General features: G+C 66.3%; 24 protein-coding genes. 21 read left to right on the forward strand and 3 right to left on the reverse strand.

The genetic code is table 11. The features are described 5' to 3' along the window. Nucleotides 1–2 precede the first annotated feature (2 nt). The 6 genes from ACP69S_RS13550 (at nucleotide 3) to ACP69S_RS13575 (ending at nucleotide 5,850) form a co-directional block, all read left to right on the forward strand. Entirely contained in the window at nucleotides 3–2,066 is a 2,064-nt protein-coding gene (locus tag ACP69S_RS13550) for a TIR domain-containing protein (protein ID WP_425998031.1), read from the forward strand. Then, on the forward strand, nucleotides 2,063–2,467 hold the full coding sequence (locus ACP69S_RS13555; RefSeq protein ID WP_425998032.1) for a hypothetical protein: 405 nt from the start codon (nucleotides 2,063–2,065) through the stop codon (nucleotides 2,465–2,467). Before ACP69S_RS13550 ends, ACP69S_RS13555 begins: the two co-directional genes overlap by 4 nt. After that, on the forward strand, nucleotides 2,464–4,227 hold the full coding sequence (locus ACP69S_RS13560; protein ID WP_425998126.1) for a tetratricopeptide repeat-containing protein: 1,764 nt from the start codon (nucleotides 2,464–2,466) through the stop codon (nucleotides 4,225–4,227). The genes ACP69S_RS13555 and ACP69S_RS13560 overlap by 4 nt, the downstream gene beginning before the upstream one ends. Before the next feature lie 313 nt (nucleotides 4,228–4,540). Next, on the forward strand, nucleotides 4,541–4,768 hold the full coding sequence (locus ACP69S_RS13565; protein ID WP_425998034.1) for a hypothetical protein: 228 nt from the start codon (nucleotides 4,541–4,543) through the stop codon (nucleotides 4,766–4,768). 7 nt (nucleotides 4,769–4,775) lie between these two features. Next, nucleotides 4,776–5,123, forward strand: a complete 348-nt coding sequence (locus ACP69S_RS13570) for a hypothetical protein (RefSeq protein WP_425998036.1) — start codon at nucleotides 4,776–4,778, stop codon at nucleotides 5,121–5,123. A gap of 166 nt (nucleotides 5,124–5,289) precedes the next feature. Next, nucleotides 5,290–5,850 (forward strand): hypothetical protein, encoded by a 561-nt coding sequence (locus tag ACP69S_RS13575; protein ID WP_425998038.1) that lies wholly within the window; start codon nucleotides 5,290–5,292, stop codon nucleotides 5,848–5,850. A 3-nt stretch (nucleotides 5,851–5,853) separates the two neighbouring features. On the opposite strand, the gene ACP69S_RS13580 is transcribed toward ACP69S_RS13575, so the two are convergent. From ACP69S_RS13580 to ACP69S_RS13590, 3 genes are read right to left on the reverse strand one after another with little or no spacing between them, the layout of a single operon-like run. Next, nucleotides 5,854–6,492: a DUF1190 domain-containing protein gene (locus tag ACP69S_RS13580; RefSeq protein ID WP_425998040.1), complete on the reverse strand. Its 639-nt coding sequence runs from the start codon at nucleotides 6,490–6,492 to the stop codon at nucleotides 5,854–5,856. An 8-nt stretch (nucleotides 6,493–6,500) separates the two neighbouring features. Further along, nucleotides 6,501–6,914: a DUF350 domain-containing protein gene (locus ACP69S_RS13585; protein WP_425998041.1), complete on the reverse strand. Its 414-nt coding sequence runs from the start codon at nucleotides 6,912–6,914 to the stop codon at nucleotides 6,501–6,503. A 19-nt stretch (nucleotides 6,915–6,933) separates the two neighbouring features. Further along, a complete protein-coding gene (locus tag ACP69S_RS13590; protein ID WP_425998043.1) occupies nucleotides 6,934–7,575 on the reverse strand; it encodes a DUF2491 family protein in 642 nt (213 codons plus the stop codon). A 171-nt stretch (nucleotides 7,576–7,746) separates the two neighbouring features. On the opposite strand from ACP69S_RS13590, the gene ACP69S_RS13595 reads away from it, so the two are divergent. The 15 genes from ACP69S_RS13595 to panB all read left to right on the forward strand — a co-directional run bounded on the left by ACP69S_RS13595 (nucleotide 7,747) and on the right by panB (nucleotide 16,213). Next, entirely contained in the window at nucleotides 7,747–8,172 is a 426-nt protein-coding gene (locus ACP69S_RS13595; RefSeq protein ID WP_425998045.1) for a YjfI family protein, read from the forward strand. A gap of 22 nt (nucleotides 8,173–8,194) precedes the next feature. Beyond that, nucleotides 8,195–8,920: a PspA/IM30 family protein gene (locus tag ACP69S_RS13600; RefSeq protein ID WP_425998047.1), complete on the forward strand. Its 726-nt coding sequence runs from the start codon at nucleotides 8,195–8,197 to the stop codon at nucleotides 8,918–8,920. A gap of 5 nt (nucleotides 8,921–8,925) precedes the next feature. Next, nucleotides 8,926–10,083 carry a glutathionylspermidine synthase family protein gene (locus ACP69S_RS13605; protein ID WP_425998049.1) on the forward strand — a complete coding sequence of 386 codons (1,158 nt, stop codon included), beginning with the start codon at nucleotides 8,926–8,928 and terminating at the stop codon, nucleotides 10,081–10,083. Nucleotides 10,084–10,232: 149 nt separating this feature from the next. After that, complete coding sequence (locus ACP69S_RS13610; RefSeq protein ID WP_425998051.1) at nucleotides 10,233–10,577, forward strand: hypothetical protein; 345 nt, start codon at nucleotides 10,233–10,235, stop codon at nucleotides 10,575–10,577. A 69-nt stretch (nucleotides 10,578–10,646) separates the two neighbouring features. Further along, nucleotides 10,647–11,147, forward strand: a complete 501-nt coding sequence (locus ACP69S_RS13615; RefSeq protein ID WP_425998053.1) for a 2'-5' RNA ligase family protein — start codon at nucleotides 10,647–10,649, stop codon at nucleotides 11,145–11,147. Nucleotides 11,148–11,217: 70 nt separating this feature from the next. Continuing rightward, the gene (locus ACP69S_RS13620; protein ID WP_425998054.1) at nucleotides 11,218–11,574 is read left to right on the forward strand and encodes an ArsC family reductase; all 357 of its coding nucleotides are present in this window, start codon (nucleotides 11,218–11,220) and stop codon (nucleotides 11,572–11,574) included. A gap of 117 nt (nucleotides 11,575–11,691) precedes the next feature. Then, on the forward strand, nucleotides 11,692–12,357 hold the full coding sequence (locus tag ACP69S_RS13625; RefSeq protein WP_425998056.1) for an HAD hydrolase-like protein: 666 nt from the start codon (nucleotides 11,692–11,694) through the stop codon (nucleotides 12,355–12,357). 46 nt (nucleotides 12,358–12,403) lie between these two features. Continuing rightward, nucleotides 12,404–12,586, forward strand: a complete 183-nt coding sequence (locus ACP69S_RS13630; RefSeq protein WP_425998058.1) for a hypothetical protein — start codon at nucleotides 12,404–12,406, stop codon at nucleotides 12,584–12,586. A gap of 27 nt (nucleotides 12,587–12,613) precedes the next feature. Further along, nucleotides 12,614–13,024, forward strand: a complete 411-nt coding sequence (locus tag ACP69S_RS13635) for a hypothetical protein (RefSeq protein ID WP_425998059.1) — start codon at nucleotides 12,614–12,616, stop codon at nucleotides 13,022–13,024. Next, nucleotides 13,024–13,539, forward strand: coding sequence for an RNA polymerase sigma factor (locus ACP69S_RS13640; RefSeq protein ID WP_425998061.1), 516 nt, complete (start codon nucleotides 13,024–13,026; stop codon nucleotides 13,537–13,539). Before ACP69S_RS13635 ends, ACP69S_RS13640 begins: the two co-directional genes overlap by 1 nt. Continuing rightward, nucleotides 13,536–13,826 carry a hypothetical protein gene (locus tag ACP69S_RS13645; RefSeq protein ID WP_425998063.1) on the forward strand — a complete coding sequence of 97 codons (291 nt, stop codon included), beginning with the start codon at nucleotides 13,536–13,538 and terminating at the stop codon, nucleotides 13,824–13,826. The genes ACP69S_RS13640 and ACP69S_RS13645 overlap by 4 nt, the downstream gene beginning before the upstream one ends. A gap of 108 nt (nucleotides 13,827–13,934) precedes the next feature. Beyond that, a complete protein-coding gene (locus ACP69S_RS13650; RefSeq protein WP_425998065.1) occupies nucleotides 13,935–14,318 on the forward strand; it encodes a DUF6249 domain-containing protein in 384 nt (127 codons plus the stop codon). Between the two features lie 29 nt (nucleotides 14,319–14,347). Then, a complete protein-coding gene (locus ACP69S_RS13655) occupies nucleotides 14,348–14,920 on the forward strand; it encodes an RNA polymerase sigma factor (RefSeq protein ID WP_425998067.1) in 573 nt (190 codons plus the stop codon). Then, on the forward strand, nucleotides 14,913–15,293 hold the full coding sequence (locus tag ACP69S_RS13660; protein WP_425998069.1) for a hypothetical protein: 381 nt from the start codon (nucleotides 14,913–14,915) through the stop codon (nucleotides 15,291–15,293). Before ACP69S_RS13655 ends, ACP69S_RS13660 begins: the two co-directional genes overlap by 8 nt. A gap of 92 nt (nucleotides 15,294–15,385) precedes the next feature. Further along, the gene (gene panB, locus ACP69S_RS13665; protein WP_425998128.1) at nucleotides 15,386–16,213 is read left to right on the forward strand and encodes a 3-methyl-2-oxobutanoate hydroxymethyltransferase; all 828 of its coding nucleotides are present in this window, start codon (nucleotides 15,386–15,388) and stop codon (nucleotides 16,211–16,213) included. The last annotated feature ends 18 nt before the right edge of the window (nucleotides 16,214–16,231 follow it).

A 16,231-nucleotide genomic window follows, 5' to 3' on the forward strand; every position in this document is an offset into this window, starting at 1 on the left:
GAATGGATAGCCGACCGCGGTACCGCGCCTTTATCAGCTACAGCCACCAAGACCGCAAAGCCGCCGGATGGGTTCATCGCGCGCTGGAGACCTACCGTGCGCCGCGCCGCTTGACCACGACTGGCGGTGCTGCGTCAGCCCAGAGGCTAAGGCCGATCTTCCGGGACCGCGACGAGCTGAGCGCCTCGCCCGACCTGGGCGAGGTGATCCGTGACGCACTGGACCGCTCGGACGCCCTGATCTTGCTATGTTCCCCCGCCTCGGCGAGCTCGCACTGGGTGGACCAGGAGGTGGCCTATTTCCTGAAGAACCACGGGCTCGGCCAGATCATCTGCGTGATCGCGCCAGCGACGCCAGCAGGAACGTCGCTGACCGAGACACTGCCGCCGGCGTTGCTCGCGGGGCTGCCGCCGGGCGCCGAACCGCTGGCCGTGGATCCTAGGCGCGACGGCGACGGGCTGCGGCTGTCGCGGCTGAAGATCGTGGCGAAGCTATTGGACGTCAGCCTCGACCAACTGGTCCAGCGCGACGCCCGCCGCGGCATGCGACTGATGGCGGGCTTCACCGCCGCGGCGTTGATGGTGACCATCGCCATGGGGGCGATGACCCTGGTCACCCTGAAGTCACGTCAGATCGCCCGCGACCAGCGCGACGAGACCGAAGCCCTCGTGGCCTATATGTTGGGCGATCTGCGCGAGAAATTGGAACCGGTGGGGCGGCTGGACGTCCTGGACGGCGTGGGCGCCAGGGTGTTGGCCTATTATGGCAAGTCGCGCACCGATCAGCTCGACGACAGGGCACTGACCCAACGCGCCAAGGCCCAGACGCTGCTGGGCACGATCCGGGTGCGGCGCGGCGATCTGGTCGGCGCCCGCGACGCCTTCGGTCAGGCCGCATCCACCACCCACGAACTAGCCGTCCGCGCTCCCGGCAACGGCGAGCGCATCTTCGAAGAAGCGCAAAACGTCTACTGGCTGGCCTATATGGAATGGCGCCAGGGCAACGTCGCCGGGGCCGAGCATGGCTTCAAGCGGTACGGCGAGTTGGCCCAAACCCTTGTCGCACTCGACCCGGCGCGCGCCGACTGGCGGCTGGAGGTCGCCTATGCCCGTAGCAATCTCGGCACTCTGTTGCTGGAGCAGGGACGGGCGCAGGAGGCGCTGACAACCTTCCGCGCCGCGTTGACCGCTTTCGAAGCCGAACGCGCCCGGGACCCCGACAACCAGGACCGCGTGGTCGACGCTGTGGACGCCCATGCCTGGGTGGCCGACTCCCTGGTCAAGCTGGGTCGTCCTCGCGAAGCCTATGCCGAGCGCGAGGGCGCTGCGAACCTCCTGGCCCAGACCTCGGCGAAGGCGCCCGCGGACAAGCCGCTGGCCGCTCGCAGCCTGGGCGCTCAGTTGGCGCTCGCGCGTCTGGAGCTGGATCTGGGGAGAGTGGCGCAGGCGCGCACCCGGTCGGGCGGCGCCATGCGAGGCTTGCGCGAACTAGTGGCTCTGGACCCGACAAACACGCAATGGCTGGAATTCTTGCTGGCCGGGCAAATGGACGCCGTCGACCTCGCTGCCTGGTCTGGCCAGCCGGTCCAGGCGCGTAGCGCCCATGCCGAGGCCGCTGCGATCCTGGCGAAGCTGCGGACGGGCGACGAGGCCAACACCTGGCGCGTCGACCTGGACGGGCGTCTTGAACAGCAGGCGATCCATTTGGCGCGTCTCGGGAACGACGGGCCGCTCGCCAAACGCCTGGCGCTGGCGCTGCGGGATCGCCTGGACGCCGCGCCGGGCTCGCGCGAGGCGATGTCGGAGCGAGCCGTTCTCTACGGCGTCGCCTATCTGGCGTCGGAGCGATCCGCCGCGGCAGTGTCAGCGTTGGCGCTGCGGCGCGGATCGCTTTCGCCCGTCGGCCTCGATATTCTGGCGCGCGCGCACGTGGCCCAGGGGCGACGCGACCTGGCCGCCGCTATCGTGCGAGATCTGAAGGCGCAAGGTTACGCACATCCCGGGTTTCTTGCATTTTGGCGAGAGTCGCCTCTAGCTGGCGCCACAGGTCAAGGGGACCCCAAATGAAAGAATCAACACCGACCCGCGTCGTCGAACTGGTCGTCGGCATCGCCGACAACATCAACTTCATGAACGTCCTCGATCCGGAGAACCCGACTCCGCTGTCGATGGGCCTGAGTCAACGTTGCGAACTGGTCTTCAGGCTCAGCGACACCCTCGTCGGCGCTGGCTGGAAGTTCCAGCGGCGGCCTATCTCCATCAAGGACGATTTCGGGCTGAACTTTTCGAGCTTTGTCTGGGTCACGCAATGGCTCGACACGTCACTGGCCCCGCGCTCGTGCTTCAAGATCATCTACGAATGCGCCCGGATGGGCGAGTATGAATACAGCCTTTTCATGGCCGACTCGCATGATCAGCACATCACCCTGGATCCAAAGATCGAGAACGGCACGGGCAGGGTTCCCTGATCGAGCCGGCGGTTGTCGATAGAGACCTCGCAGCGCTGATCCAGCGCGGCGAGATCCTCGCCGCCTATGACATCGCCCGCGCCGCCCTGGAGGCGGGGGATGCGTCGCGCGAGATCGCCTACAAGGCGGTGCTTTGCCTGGCGAGGGCGGGAGCGAGCGATTTCGCGCGTACCGAATATGTTCGCCTCGGGCTGGATCGGGTCGATGACGATCCCGACGCGATCGCCCTGGGCGCGCGACTTCTGAAGGATGTCGCCCTTGCCGCGCGCGGTCCGCGTCGGACGGCTTTCGCCAGAGCCTCGGCCCGTCGCTACCAGGCCCTCTTCCAGCGCTTTGGCGGTCTCTACGGCGCGGTCAACGCCGCGACGATGACGCTCGTCGCCGGAGATCGCGCGGGTGCGCAGGCCCTGGCGGCGACAATGATCGCTCCGTCCCCGTCGGGACTGACGGGGGAGGCCGCCTATTACGAGGCCGCCAGCCGGGCCGAGGCGCTGTTCCTGACGGGCTGCCAGGAGGCCGCGCGCGAGGCTCTGGCCGAAGCCCAGGCCAGCGCGCCGCGAGCCTACGCGGCCCATGCCTCGACCCTGCGCCAGCTGGAAATGTTGTGCCGCGAGACCGGCGTCGATACCGCCTGGCTGGCCCCCTTCCGGCCGCCGGCCTGCGCCCACTTCACCGGCCACATCCTGGACGCCTCGCGCGAAGGCGCCCTGACCGACGGACTGGCCGGCGATCTGCGAGACGAGGCCGACCGCACGGTGCGCGAGCAGGGGATCGGTTTCGCCTATGGCGGTCTGGCCGCCGGGGCCGACATCGTTTTTGCGGAGGCCCTGCTGGACGCGGGCGCCGAACTGCATCTGGTTCTGCCGGTGAACCTGGAATCCTTTATCGCGGTGTCGGTCGCGCCCTTTGGGCCAGCTTGGAGCGAACGCTTCGAGCGCTGCTTCGCCCGCGCCGCGTCCGTGCGCTACGCCTCGCAGGATCCCTATGCCGGCGACGAGCAGGTCTTCGCCTATGCCAGCCAGATCGCGATGGGTTGCGCGGTGTTGCGCGCCCAGACCTTGTCGACCGAGGCGGTGCAGGTGGCGGTGTGGGACGGTCACGCGGCCGTGGGACCGTCCGGTGTGGCCGTGGATCTGGCCTATTGGGCAAAGGGCCGCCGGCAGCAGGTCGTTATCTCGGTTCGGCGTCCGCCGCCGTCTCCCGCGTCGGGATCAGCCGGGCTCGACTCGCGAGCCATGAAGGCCATGCTCTTCGCCGACGTGAAAGGGTTCGGAGCGCTGCGCGACGATCAGATCCCAGCTTTCATCGAAGCGGTGATGGGGCGGATGGCGCAGGTGATCGAAGAGCTCGACGCCCGCCCACTCCACGTCGAGACCTGGGGTGACGGTCTTTTTCTCGTCTTCGACCAGCCGATCGACGCCGCCGTCGCGGCCCTGGCTCTGCAGGAAGCCCATCGCGCGCTGGATCTTCGAAGCCTCGGCCTGCCGCGCAGTCTTGGCCTCAGGATCGGCGGCCACTATGGCCCCGTGCATCTGACCACCAATCCGCTGACCAAGGCCCCGGCCGTGGTCGGCGCTCACGTGGTGGTCGCCGCCCGCATCGAGCCGGACGTCGCGCCCGGCTCGGCCTGCGTCAGCGAAGCCCTGGCCGGGGCGCTGGCGACCTTTCACGGCGACCGCGTTTGTTGCGGCTATGTAGGACGCACCCAGGGGCGCAAGGGCTTTCCTTCGACCCCTATCTTCAATCTCACGCGCGCCTGACCACTTCCACGCGGATGAACCCGCGGTTCTATGGTCGAGCGATGTGCAAATCCGCACATCATGCGCCGGCGGCTCGAGACATGTTCCGGGCGTAGGCCGTGACGACAACAGTCCGGGCGGCAGCCGAACCTCTCTGTCGACCGCCATCGTTGGAGTGCCGCCAAGACCTACACTGCACACGGCCTGCCACCGCTGGCCGTTTCGCCGCCTCAGGACCCGACCTCCCCCTTCGGTCGGGTCCGCTCCCCGAACATATTTCAGGTCGCGCCGCCAACGGAACGCGGCTTTTTCCGTCGCATCAGGAAACCTCGCCATGTCTTTCGACGCCGCCGTCCTCACGGAACCCCAGATCGCCGAAGACGCCTTTTCCGAAGCTCTCGCCTCCGACCCTGCGGCGAGCATCCTCAAGCATGCCGTGAAGATCTGGGCGCGCGATCACGGCTTCGCTGAAGACGACGTTTCCAGCCTGACCGACAGGGTCGTGACCTTCACCTATTCGGCGCTCCTCGACTGTAAACGCAAGGTCCAGGCCGTTGCCTAGTCCGTCATTGTTCAAGGCCCCTGGCGTGGTGCTGGACGATGCCAAGGGTCTTGCCCCGGGCGACGACAATGGCGTTGCGTCGGCGCGGCCGGAGGTTTCGCCAGGCGCCTCCGAACCCGACGCGGGCGTCCCGTGGGACCTCACGCCTCAGGACAAGGCCTTTTGGGCCGCCATGGCCAGCGCCGACCGGCGATTGGACGAGCTCCGGCGCGCAATCGATGAGGCTGCGGCGGAAACCATGGCGCGAGAAGCCGGCGCCGAGGCGTCGCCAAGTCCCAATTCCCATCTCCGAGAGAGCCGATACGAGATGGCCAAGCGAAAGATCACCGACGCACTGAACGCGGAAAAACCATAACCTCCGCCGCCGAATCTGGCCGCGCTTCGAGCATTTCGTGGCAATATTGCCGGATGTGCGCCGCCTCAGTGGCGATCCGTGCAACGCGACGATCGACACTCCCACACGTCCTTCGCGCAGGCGGTGGGTAATCGTCCGGCGGCTGGCCGACCCAGAGGAGATGCGAATGAAACCGATCATGGCGCTCTGCGCGATAGCTTGGCTGGTCGCCGCTCCGACGGCCGCGTCGGCGCAGACCGCCGCCGACCGGTTCTTCGAGCAGCTTGCTGGCCTCTGCGGCCAGAGCTTCACGGGCCAGGTCGTGACCGGCGATCCGATCGACGACTCGTTCCGCAAGGCCGAACTGGTGATGACCGTGGCCGCCTGCGACGCCCGGGAAATCCGCATTCCCTTCCGGGTCGGTGAGGATCGCTCGCGGACCTGGGTGATCACCCGGGTGGGGGAGGGACGCCTGCGTCTAAAGCACGATCACCGCCATGCCGACGGCGTCGAGGACGAGCTGTCACGCTATGGCGGCGGTACCGTCGAAGTTGGCTCCGCCACTTTGCAGAGCTTTCCGGTCGATGCGGAGTCGCGCGCCCTGTTCACGCGGCTGGATCGCGCCGTGTCCAACACCAACGTCTGGTCGCTGGGGTTGGGCGCAGAGGCTTTCACCTACCAACTGGCGCGACCGGGGCGGCTGTTTCGCGTGTCTTTCGACCTGACACGACCCAGGCCGGCGCCTTAGGCGTCAGCCGCCGAACGAGCGACCGCCGCCGAAGCCGCCGCGCGAGATCACTGAACTGCGGCTCTGGACCCGGGTGGGCGCGTTGGCGCGGGGGACGTCGAAGCTCTCCGAGCGCACCCGCGTGCGACCGGTGACGTAGTCACGCGAGAGCGGATAACCGTTGCCGCCGTAATAGGACCCGTTGCGGTCGCGGTACATCGGCGCGCCGCGGAAGCCGCCGCCCATGTTGTTCAGCGCCTGACCGATGATGAAGCCGGTCAGTAGCGGCGTGAAGAAGCTGCCGCCGCCCTGGCTTGAGCGCGGCACGCACTGATCGACGCCGTAGCGCTCCTCGCAGCTTTGCTGGTCGTTGAACTTCGGCGCGTTCTCGGCGCTGTCCTTCTGGGCCTGGGCCAGGGTGGTTTCACACTGCTGGGCGGTGAAATCGCCCGAGGCCTTGCATTCGTCCAGGCTGGTGAAGGTGCGGGCCTCGACGGCCTTGCCCGCCGCGGCGGCAGGCGGGTCGCCCCACTGGGTTACGGCGGGAGCGCTGTCGCAGGCGGTGATCGACACCGCTGCGCCGGCCATCAGGGTAGTCAGGGTAAGGCTGCGCGAGCGCTTCAGGCGAGGCTTGGCTTGAAGGGATTGGGATTGATCGGTCATGGCGCGGCTCACGACGTCATGCAGGCGGCGTTGAGAAGGCCCACCGCGATGGAGATGCTGGCCAGATAGACGCCAGCCGCCAGTTCACCACGCTCGATGCGGGCGGCGACGTCCTTCATCACCAACACCCGGATCAGGGTGAAGGCGGCGATCTGGATCACGCCGGCCAGAGCGGCCCAGGCGCAGAACTCGACCAGCGAAACCGTGTGGCTCAGCGCCGAGGCTAGCGGCAGCACATAGCCGACAAGCGCTCCGCCGAGGGCCAAGGCGGCGGCGGCATTGCCTTCACGGATCAGGGTGCCCTCGTGATAGGGCGTCACCCACTGGTAGATGACCTTGAAGGCCACGGTGAAAAGGCCGGCGGCGATGAAGGCCACCAGGAAGGCGAGGGCGCTGGCGGCGAACCCGTGAAGATCGAACATGATGTTTCCGTCTCTCTAGTCAGGCTTTGAATTCGCCGGCTTCCAGCGGGATGCCGAGCATGATCTCGAACGAGACCTCATGGTCTTCGGTCTCTTGCTCGATGGCGAGCAGCAATTCACGCCCTTCGTCCGGCAGATCGCGGGCGAACAGCATGGAGGTCTGATAGATCCGCCGATCGGGAACACCGTCCCGGTCGTCGTGCAGGTCTTCCCAGAAGGTCACCGGGTCCTGGCTTTCGGCCTCGTCGCCGAACCACAGCCGAGGATACTCGTCCAGACCCTTGGCGGTGAAGGTGCGGGCGCGCAGACGCGCCGCCCAGGCGTCGCGATCGGCTTGGCCGCCCGGATAGGCGCTGTCCCAGGGCATGAAAACGGTCACATCGGTCAGGCGCTGACCTTCGCGATCATCGGAAACCGCCTGAAACATCAGATGGTCGTCGGTGTAGAAGCGATGGACGAAGCCGCCGTCCTTGAGATCGACCAGCCCCTGGGCCGTAATCTCCAGCGTGTCGCGGTCCAGCGAGAATCGGGTGTCGGCGCCGAACCGCCGCCAGGCCAGGGTGTCGAGCCATACGGTCCGCCCCAGCGTGACATTGCGGATGGCGGGCAGGGCCGGCGCGGTTGGCGCTGTGTCCTTGCGTCCGAAAAGCTTGCTGAACATCGAAAGCGGACCCAGTGGCGACTCGTTCTACCTCTACGACGCGCGCCGCTCGCGCAAAAGGGGCTGCGCGATTACCAACTTGTCATGCCTATCAAACGGACGATGCTCTCGACGACTGGCGTTCGCCCTCCCATCTTGTATGAAACGCCATCCCTTGGAGGACACGACCCGATGACGACCCCCGCCTGGACTGTTCGCTCGCTTCAAACCGCCCTCTCGGATGGTCTCAGCGACGCCATGACGGCCCGTGTCGTCGAGGGCTCCGATCCCATCTTGCTGGTCACCATGCACGAACAGGGCGACCTGGAGATCTTCGTCAGCGTCAGCGACCATCAGATCGCCGCCTCGGTCCTGCTGTGGCCGGTGGACGAACAGGAAGATCGCCATGCCTTCAACGAATTCCTGCTCAAGGCACAGAAGCTGGTGCCGCTGTCGAACTTCGGCATCGGAACGGTCGGCGACCGCGACTATTACGAGCTGTTCGGCGAACTGGCCCCGTCTTCGTCGCTGGACGACATCCTGATCGAGCTGCGTGTGCTGGCCGAGAACGCCATCGAGGCCGCTTCCGACCTGCGCTCGTCCTTCACCCCCGCCTAATACCGTTCCCGGAGACTCACCGATGTCCATCTGGCGCAAGCTGTTCACCCTGGGCCGCGCGGGCGCGCATGAAGCCTCGGCCGCCGTCGTCGACGCCAACGCCATCCGGATCCTGGATCAGGAAATCCGCGACGCCGACACCGCCCAGGGCAAGGCCCGCGACGACATGGCCACCCTGGTGGCCCGTCGCCGCATCCTGGAAAAGGAAGTCTCCAGCTTCCGCGAGCAGGTGACCAAGTACGAGGGCTCGGCCCGCGCCGCCGTCACCAAGGGCGACATGGACCTGGCCCGCCAGGTGGCCCAGCGCATCGCCGATCTCGAGCAGGACATCGCCCTGAAGGAGCCCCAGATCGAGGGCATGCGTCAGGCCGAAGACCAGCTTCACCAGGCCATCACCGCCACTGACCGCCGCGTCGAGACTTTGCGTCGTGAAGTCGACGTCGTGAAAGTCAATGAGTCGGTTCAGAAGGCCCAGGCCTCGGTCGCCGCCCGCGGCGCGGGCGCCGGATCCTCGCTCGGCTCGGCCGCCGACAGCCTGGCCCGCATCAAGGAAAAGCAGGCCATTCGCGGCGAGCGCATCAAGGCCGCCGGCGAACTGGAAGACCGTCGAACGGGCGCTGATCTGGACGAGAAGCTCCGACTGGCCGGCATCGGCCCGGGCCAGTCCTCGGCTGACGACATCCTGGCCCGTCTGGCTCCGCCGGCCGCCGCGCCGCTGCAGATCGAGCAGAAGTCGAGCGAAACCTAGAACGCATGCGCCGACTTGACCTGACGCCGCGCGCCGACTGGCAGGCAAAGGCCGACGCCGTCGGCTTCGTCTACCATCACACCGACGGCCAGCCCTATTGGGACGAGTCGGCGGCCTACGCCTTCACTTTGGCCCAGATCGAGGACGATCTGGAGCCGGCGGCGGCGGAGTTGCATGAGCTTTGCCTGGATCTCGTCGACGAGGCGGTCGGCAGCGAAGCCTTGATGACGCGGCTAGCGATCCCCGCCGAACACCAGGATTTCATCGCCGCCTCGTGGCGCGCCAAGGAACCGCCGCTCTATGGCCGTTTCGACTTCGGCTATGACGGCGTCTCCAAGCCCAAGCTCTACGAATACAACGCCGACACGCCGACCAGCGTTTTCGAGGCCGCCACCTTCCAGTGGCTGTGGCTGGAGGAACTGCTGGCCTCAGGCGCGTTTCCGGCGGGGACAGATCAGTTCAACAGCCTGTTCGAGGCTTTGCGGGATCGTTTCGCTACGCTGTTCCCCGGGGGCGGGTTCGTCCACTTCGCGAGTGACGCCCAAGCCATCGAGGACCGCCAGACGGTGCGGTTCCTTGAGGACCTGGCGCTACAGGCGGGGCTGGACCCGAAGTTCGTGGCCATCGATGCGATCGGCGTCAACGGCGAGGGCCAGTTTGTCGACCACGAAGGCTTCATCGTCCAGGCGGCGTTCAAGCTCTATCCGTGGGAGTTCATGCTACGCGAGCCCTATGCCGCGCACTTGAAGACCGCCGGGGTGCGTTGGCTTGAGCCGCCGTGGAAGGCGATCCTGTCGAACAAGGGTATCTTGCCGCTGCTGTGGGAACGGCATCCGGGCCATCCTAATCTGCTGGAAGCCTATTTCGAGGGCGACGCGCAGGCCTCGAACCTCGGATCTCGCCATGTGCGCAAGCCGCTGTTCTCGCGGGAAGGCGCCAATGTCGAGATCGTCGGGGGCGCCGAGCCGGTGCTTGACCAGGGCTACGGCCAGGAGGGCGCAATCGTGCAGGCCTATCACCCGCCGCCCATCTTCGCGGGCAAGTATCCCGTGGTCGGCGCCTGGATGGTTGGCAACGAGCCGGCAGGCGTCGGCATCCGCGAGGACGACAGCGTGGTTACCAAGAACCTGGCCCGCTTCGTTCCACACATCATCGAAGCCTAAAGCCCCCGGGTCGGGCGCATCAATTCGCCTGACTGGCGTAATCGCGCTTGCGGTCGGACCCGGGATCGCTCCAACGTGACGCAACGGCCAAGCGCCACAACACGCGCCACGGCATAGCAACAAGTCAGAGATTGAACGTCGGGGAAATGATGACTTTGGAACAGGACAACGCGGGTTCGAGCATCGCCGCAATTCTGGCAGCGGTTTCGGCGGAGATGTCGATCGCCGCCGAGGCCTGCGGAAAGCTGGACGACGCGCTGGGGCAGATCCTGGCGGTCAGCCCGCCGGAGAGCCGCAATCAGGTGATGCAGGAACTGCATACGGTCGATCTGCTGGCCCAGCACATCACCGCCGTAACGGACTTCACCCATCGTCTGGCCCTGATCGCCTCGGCCGACGACAAGCTGGCTGTCGACGACGCGCTGTCGGCGATTACCTTGGGCGCTGTGGCTGAGCGCCTGCGGCACAGTCTGGCCGCCGCCAAGGCGGGCTGACCGATGGCGCAGGAGGCGCAGCCTTCGCTGTTTGGTGAAGTCGCGCCACGCGACAAGCATCTGATCCTGATGATCTATCTGGATCAACAAGCGAAGACGGCCGCCCAGGCTTACGGTCGCCACTATCAGGTCGATCAAGGATTGCTTGGCGCCGTCTTCAATCCTGACCTGATGCACATCACGCTGGGCCACTTCGACTACTGGAACGAGGTGCCGGCGAGCCTTGTCGAGCGGATCTCTCGCGCGGCGTCGAAACTGGCCATGGCTGCCTTCGAGGTGTCGTTCGATCAGATCGGCGGCTTTCCGAAAAACGTCGTGCTTCGCGGCGGTGAGGGCCTCAAGGCGCTCGAAGCCTTTCAGGCGGCGCTCCGCCAGGCCCTGGCTTGGGAGAAGCTCGACGGTTCCCACCTTAATTTTACGCCTCACGTGACGGTCGTTTACGGTCAGCCCGGCGCTGTGGTCGCTGCTATCGAGCCCGTGACCTGGACCGTGAAAGAGTTCGCTCTCGTCATCAGCCATCAAGGCAAGGGCCAACACGAGGTGCTCGCTCGGTATCCGCTCGTCGGCTGACTTGCGCCTCTCAGTGAGCCCGGCTACCCGTCGCTCTTCACGGGGCCGCCTTCAAAAAGGGACCGGGCAAATGAGCGTCACGATCTACGGCATCAAGGCCTGCGACACGATGAAGAAGGCCCGCGACTGGCTGGACGGGCAGGACGTCGTCTACGCCTTTCACGACTACAAGGTCACCGGGATCGATCAGGCCAGCCTGGAGCGCTGGGTTGGCGTGCTGGGTTGGGAGACCGTGCTGAACCGCGCGGGCACGACCTTCCGCAAGCTGGCCGAGGCCGACAAGCAGGATCTCGACCCCAGGAAGGCCATCGATCTGATGCTGGCCCAACCCTCGATGATCAAGCGACCCATCCTCGACATCGATGGCATACTGACCGCCGGCTTCAAGCCGGAGGCCTATGCGCGGGCCTTCGGAAAGGCCGGTTGAGGCATTCGGTCATGCGCAAATCGCGAGTCAGCAGAATTTAGGACGACAATCAGGGCGAAGCGGAGCTATTTCGTCCGGAGCCGGTCAATCAAGTCAGAAGAGCGCAGGAAACACCGCGTGGGAGCCTATCCCGTCCCGTCGTACGACATGGTCATCTTTGACTTCGACGGCACGCTGGCCGACAGCGCGGCGTGGATGATCAAGGCCTTCAATCCGATGGCGCGGCGCTTTGGCTTCAAGACCGTCACAGCCGAAGAGATCGACATGCTGCGGGGCCGCAGCACGCGGGAGGTGATCCGCTATCTGGGCATCTCGCCGTGGAAGCTTCCAATGATCGCCTCGCACGGCAAGAAGCTGATGGCGGCCGATTGCGACTCCATCCCGCTGTTTCCCGAGACCGGGGCTATGCTCAGGGCTCTGCACGACGCCGGGCTGCGGCTGGCGGTGGTTAGCTCCAACAGCGAGCGGACCATTCGCAAGGTGCTGGGGCCGGAGCTGTCCGACCTGATCGACCAGTTCTCCTGCGGCGCCTCGCTGTTTGGCAAGGCGCGGAAGTTTCGCAAGGTGACGTCCGGCGCCCCGCGCGATCGGGTGATCTGCATCGGCGACGAGACCCGCGATATCGAGGCGGCGCGGGCGCTCGGCCTGGCCAGCGGCGCGGTGACCTGGGGCGCGGCCAAGCGCGCGATACTGGCCGAGCATGGCCCGACCATCGTGTTCGAATCCCCGTCCGAGATTATTTCGCATCTCATTGCATCCAGGGCAGCGGTCGGCGGCGACTAACCTTCAGAACGGGCGCGAACGTCTCGCGTCCATCGGAGGGATGACAATGCCGGGGCTGATCTATTCGTTCTGGTGGCTGGTGTTTCCGCTGAGTTGGGTCGCCATTTCCGGCTGGAACGCCTGGCTGGCGCACAAGGCGCGGCACGACGCCATGGACCTGATCCAGACCTATGTCCGCAGCGGGCGCGATGCGCCGCCAGAGCTGCTGGCCAAGCTCAACCGCGTCTGACATCGCCAACCTGAAGGGGCAAAACCCATGGAAGACCTGTTTCGTTCGTATTGGTGGCTGATCTTCCCGCTGAGCTGGTTCGTGTACGGCGGGTTCCAGAGCTGGCTCTCGTATCGGGCCAACCGCGACACGCTGGACCTGCTGAAGTCCTACGCCGCCAGCGGGCGAGAGCCGCCGCCGGAGCTGCTGGCCCGCCTGAACAAGCGGTCGAACTACGATCTGGATGATGACTGCGACAACGCCCGCCCGCGCCATCGCCGCGAACGCGGCTGGTATCATGTGGTGCTGTTTGGCGTGCTTTGCCTGGGCTTCACCTACGCCGCGACATCCGACCTTTACGAGGCCGGCCCGGCCTTTCTGATCGTGGCCTTCGTGATGGGCGCGCTGAGTCTGGCCTCGCTGGTGTCGGTCTTGACGGGCCGAGGCCCGAAGATCTGATGGACGCGCCGCTCGTCAGGGCGGCTCGCGCCGGATCCCAGGCGGCGTTCGCCAGGCTGGTCGCGATTCACGAGAAGCCCCTGCGAGGGTTCTTGAGGAAGAGCGGCTGGATCGACGCCGACGATATCGCCCAGGAGGCTTTCGTCGCGGCCTGGACGAGCCTGGGGCGGCTGCGCGCCGACGGGGGCTTCCGCGCCTGGCTGTATGGCATCGCTTGGCGCAAGGCGCAGGATAACCGTCGCGCCGCCAGCCGTTCGGCCCGGCGCGACGAGGACTGGCGAGGGCAGGAGGCTTTGGAGGCGGCCTCCGAGGTCGCCCAGGAGGATCGGATTGCTCTGCAGGCCGCGCTCGACACCTTGCCGGAAGACCAGCGCGCCTGCGTCGCCCTTTGCCTGGGCCAGGGCTGGTCTCATCCGGAGGCCTCGGAAGTCCTGGGCCTGCCGTTGGGGACTGTTAAGTCGCATGTAAACCGCGGTCGTGAGAGACTGCTGGCCGTACTGGGAGATCCGTCATGACCCCCGATGACCGTTTGGCCGCCTTCTTGGGTGAGACGCCGGCGCCGCGTGCTTCCGACGTGTTCGTGGCCGAGGTGATGGAAGCGGTGGAGCGTCGCGCATTCTTCGATCGACTGCTGGTCGGCGGCGCGGCGGCCCTGGCCGGCAGCGCGGTGCTGTGGGCCTGCTCGCCGGTGTTGAATCTCGCGGTGGAGACCCTGTCGCCAACCCTGGCGCCGGTGGCTGGCATTCTGGTTCTGGCGGCGGCGGCGGCCATGCTGGGCGACCGGTTGCTGCCGCAGAAATAGCTTACGAAAGTTTCATCTCGCCGGGCGCCTCCAAACAGGTCCGCCCGCGCCTCTTATAGTCAGAAGGCGGCGACATGGCTGTCGCGCCGCACCAAGAGGAAATTCACCATGGACAAGGTCTGGATCCCTATCATCATGTTCCTGGTCATCGGTGCGATCTGCATCGTGCCGGTCTATCTGAAGAGCCGCGAGCGCATCGAGATGCAATCGACGCTGCGCGCGGCGATCGAGAAGGGGCAGCCCGTACCGCCTGAAGTCATCGAAGCCCTGACCCGCAACGTGAAGATCGCCCCGACATCTCTCAGCGACCTGCGCACCGGCGTGATCTGGCTGGCGGTCGGCATCGGCATCGGTCTCTCCAGCCACTTCGCCGACTTCCGGGGGGGCGACCATGACTTCCCGGGCCTGGGCATCGCCTGCATTCCGGCCGTGATCGGCGTGGCCTATATCGTCCTCAGCTTCTTCAATCCCAACAAGTTCAAGCCGGCTTGATCGGCTGAACTTCGGGGAGGGGGAAAAGCATGTCCATGGATCGCCCACCTACGGGCCATGATGTCGAGCTCGCCGCCTTCGCGGCGGCGGGCGACCGACGCGCCTATGGCGAGCTGGTCAGGCGACATGGCTCAGCGGTCCGGGGGCTGCTGCGCCGCATGGGAGCCGACTCGGCGACCGCCGACGACATGGCCCAGGACGCCTTCCTGGCCGGGTTCGAGCAAGTGGCGGACTATCGTGGCGAAGGAGCCTTCGGCGGCTGGATCAAGCGGATCGCGGCGCGATGCTACCTTCGCAAGGTCAAGCGCGAAGCCCGCATGGTCCTCACCGACGAAGCCCAGGACGGCGACGACCCTACGGCGCTCAACGAGCCCCGCACGGCTATCCGCATCGACCTGGACGAGGCCCTCAAGGCCTTGTCGAAAGGCGAGCGGCTCTGCGTTTCCCTCTGCTATGGAGGCGACTGGTCGCACGCCGAAGTCGCCGAGGCCTTGAACATCCCGGTCGGGACGGTCAAATCCCATGTCAAACGTGGTTTGGATAAACTCAGGGCGCGACTGGCCCCACCCACTGAAAGCGCGAGGAGGGAAGCTCATGGCTGAATCCGATTTCGAAGCGCAGCTGACGCGGCTCTACAACGAGCCACCGGCCTTTCCGGACGCCGAGCTGTTTACCGCCCAGATTGCCGCCAGCCTCGACCGCGGCTGGGCGCTGCGTCGTGTGCTGATCGGCGGCGCGGGCGTTGTCGCCGGTCTGATCGCGGCGTTCCAGATCGTCACCACCCGTTTCGCCGTCGAGCTGCAGGCCCTGTCGCTGGACGGGACGCGTGATTTCAACGCCGATGTCAGCATGGCGCTGGCGAAGTTCGATCAGGTCGTTTCCACGCCGGCCAGCCTTGAGGCGCTGTGGCTGGCGGCAGGTCTGGCGCTCCTGGCGCTGGGCTTTGCAGTGACCCGGGCGATGGAAGAGTTCTGACGACGTGATCCTTGTTCATGTTGCAGCGCGGCGCGATCTGACCGACAACAGCTCGCCCTCGCTCTGACGAGGGCCTGTTCTGGAGCATGGTTCTGTCCTCGCACCGTGATGAGACGGTTCGCCGTCTCGCAGCCCCCGATATCGCCGCCCGCAAGGGCGGCGTGCCCATCGTCTGCCTTACGGCCTATACCGCGCCCGTCGCGGCGGCCCTGGACGACGCCTGCGACCTGCTGCTGGTCGGCGATTCGCTCGGCATGGTGGTCCATGGCCTGCCCAACACCGTGGGCGTGACCATGGAGATGATGATCCTGCATGGTCAGGCGGTGATGCGCGGCTCACGCAGGGCCATGGTCGTGATCGACATGCCGTTCGGCTCGTACGAGGCCTCGCCCGAGGTCGCCTATGACAACGCCGTGCGGATCATGAAGGAGACGGGCGCACAGGCGGTAAAGGTCGAGAGCGGCCCCACCGTGCCGGCCACCATCGAATATCTCACCAAGCGCGGCGTGCCGGTCATGGGCCATGTCGGTCTGCGACCCCAGGCGGTGCTGGTCGACGGCGGCTTCAAGGCCAAGGGCAAGGACGAGGCCGGTCGCGCGGTGATTCTCGACGAGGCCCGCCGCACCGCCGATGCCGGGGCCTTCGCCGTGGTCGTCGAGGGCGTGGCCGAAAGCCTGGCCCGCGAAATCACCGCCGTCATCGCCCCGCCGACCATCGGCATCGGCGCCTCGGCCGGCTGCGACGGCCAGATCCTGGTCACCGACGACATGCTGGGCCTGTTCGACTGGACGCCGAAGTTCGTGCGTCGCTACGCCGACCTGAAGGGCGAGATCGAGCGCGCGGCCCGGGAATACGCCGACGACGTCAAGGCGAGGACCTTCCCGGGCGAGGCCGAGACCTACTACGCCAAGAAGGGCTAGACAGCGCTCCAGCGCCCG

The sequence above is a fragment of the Caulobacter sp. DWR1-3-2b1 genome (assembly GCF_049895765.1).
Classification (GTDB): Bacteria; Pseudomonadota; Alphaproteobacteria; order Caulobacterales; family Caulobacteraceae; genus Caulobacter.

Bases quoted from the DNA above. Each gene is read 5' to 3' on its own strand.
- ACP69S_RS13585 (WP_425998041.1), bottom strand. From the start codon at position 6,914: ATGTTCGATCTTCACGGGTTCGCCGCCAGCGCCCTCGCCTTCCTGGTG.
- ACP69S_RS13605 (WP_425998049.1), top strand. From the start codon at position 8,926: ATGCGCCGACTTGACCTGACGCCGCGCGCCGACTGGCAGGCAAAGGCC.
- ACP69S_RS13565 (WP_425998034.1), top strand. From the start codon at position 4,541: ATGTCTTTCGACGCCGCCGTCCTCACGGAACCCCAGATCGCCGAAGAC.
- ACP69S_RS13550 (WP_425998031.1), top strand. From the start codon at position 3: ATGGATAGCCGACCGCGGTACCGCGCCTTTATCAGCTACAGCCACCAA.
- ACP69S_RS13630 (WP_425998058.1), top strand. From the start codon at position 12,404: ATGCCGGGGCTGATCTATTCGTTCTGGTGGCTGGTGTTTCCGCTGAGT.
- ACP69S_RS13590 (WP_425998043.1), bottom strand. From the start codon at position 7,575: ATGTTCAGCAAGCTTTTCGGACGCAAGGACACAGCGCCAACCGCGCCG.
- ACP69S_RS13580 (WP_425998040.1), bottom strand. From the start codon at position 6,492: ATGACCGATCAATCCCAATCCCTTCAAGCCAAGCCTCGCCTGAAGCGC.
- ACP69S_RS13635 (WP_425998059.1), top strand. From the start codon at position 12,614: ATGGAAGACCTGTTTCGTTCGTATTGGTGGCTGATCTTCCCGCTGAGC.
- ACP69S_RS13650 (WP_425998065.1), top strand. From the start codon at position 13,935: ATGGACAAGGTCTGGATCCCTATCATCATGTTCCTGGTCATCGGTGCG.
- ACP69S_RS13660 (WP_425998069.1), top strand. From the start codon at position 14,913: ATGGCTGAATCCGATTTCGAAGCGCAGCTGACGCGGCTCTACAACGAG.
- ACP69S_RS13655 (WP_425998067.1), top strand. From the start codon at position 14,348: ATGTCCATGGATCGCCCACCTACGGGCCATGATGTCGAGCTCGCCGCC.
- ACP69S_RS13645 (WP_425998063.1), top strand. From the start codon at position 13,536: ATGACCCCCGATGACCGTTTGGCCGCCTTCTTGGGTGAGACGCCGGCG.
- ACP69S_RS13555 (WP_425998032.1), top strand. From the start codon at position 2,063: ATGAAAGAATCAACACCGACCCGCGTCGTCGAACTGGTCGTCGGCATC.
- ACP69S_RS13640 (WP_425998061.1), top strand. From the start codon at position 13,024: ATGGACGCGCCGCTCGTCAGGGCGGCTCGCGCCGGATCCCAGGCGGCG.
- ACP69S_RS13595 (WP_425998045.1), top strand. From the start codon at position 7,747: ATGACGACCCCCGCCTGGACTGTTCGCTCGCTTCAAACCGCCCTCTCG.
- ACP69S_RS13575 (WP_425998038.1), top strand. From the start codon at position 5,290: ATGAAACCGATCATGGCGCTCTGCGCGATAGCTTGGCTGGTCGCCGCT.
- ACP69S_RS13615 (WP_425998053.1), top strand. From the start codon at position 10,647: ATGATCTATCTGGATCAACAAGCGAAGACGGCCGCCCAGGCTTACGGT.
- ACP69S_RS13620 (WP_425998054.1), top strand. From the start codon at position 11,218: ATGAGCGTCACGATCTACGGCATCAAGGCCTGCGACACGATGAAGAAG.
- ACP69S_RS13610 (WP_425998051.1), top strand. From the start codon at position 10,233: ATGACTTTGGAACAGGACAACGCGGGTTCGAGCATCGCCGCAATTCTG.
- ACP69S_RS13600 (WP_425998047.1), top strand. From the start codon at position 8,195: ATGTCCATCTGGCGCAAGCTGTTCACCCTGGGCCGCGCGGGCGCGCAT.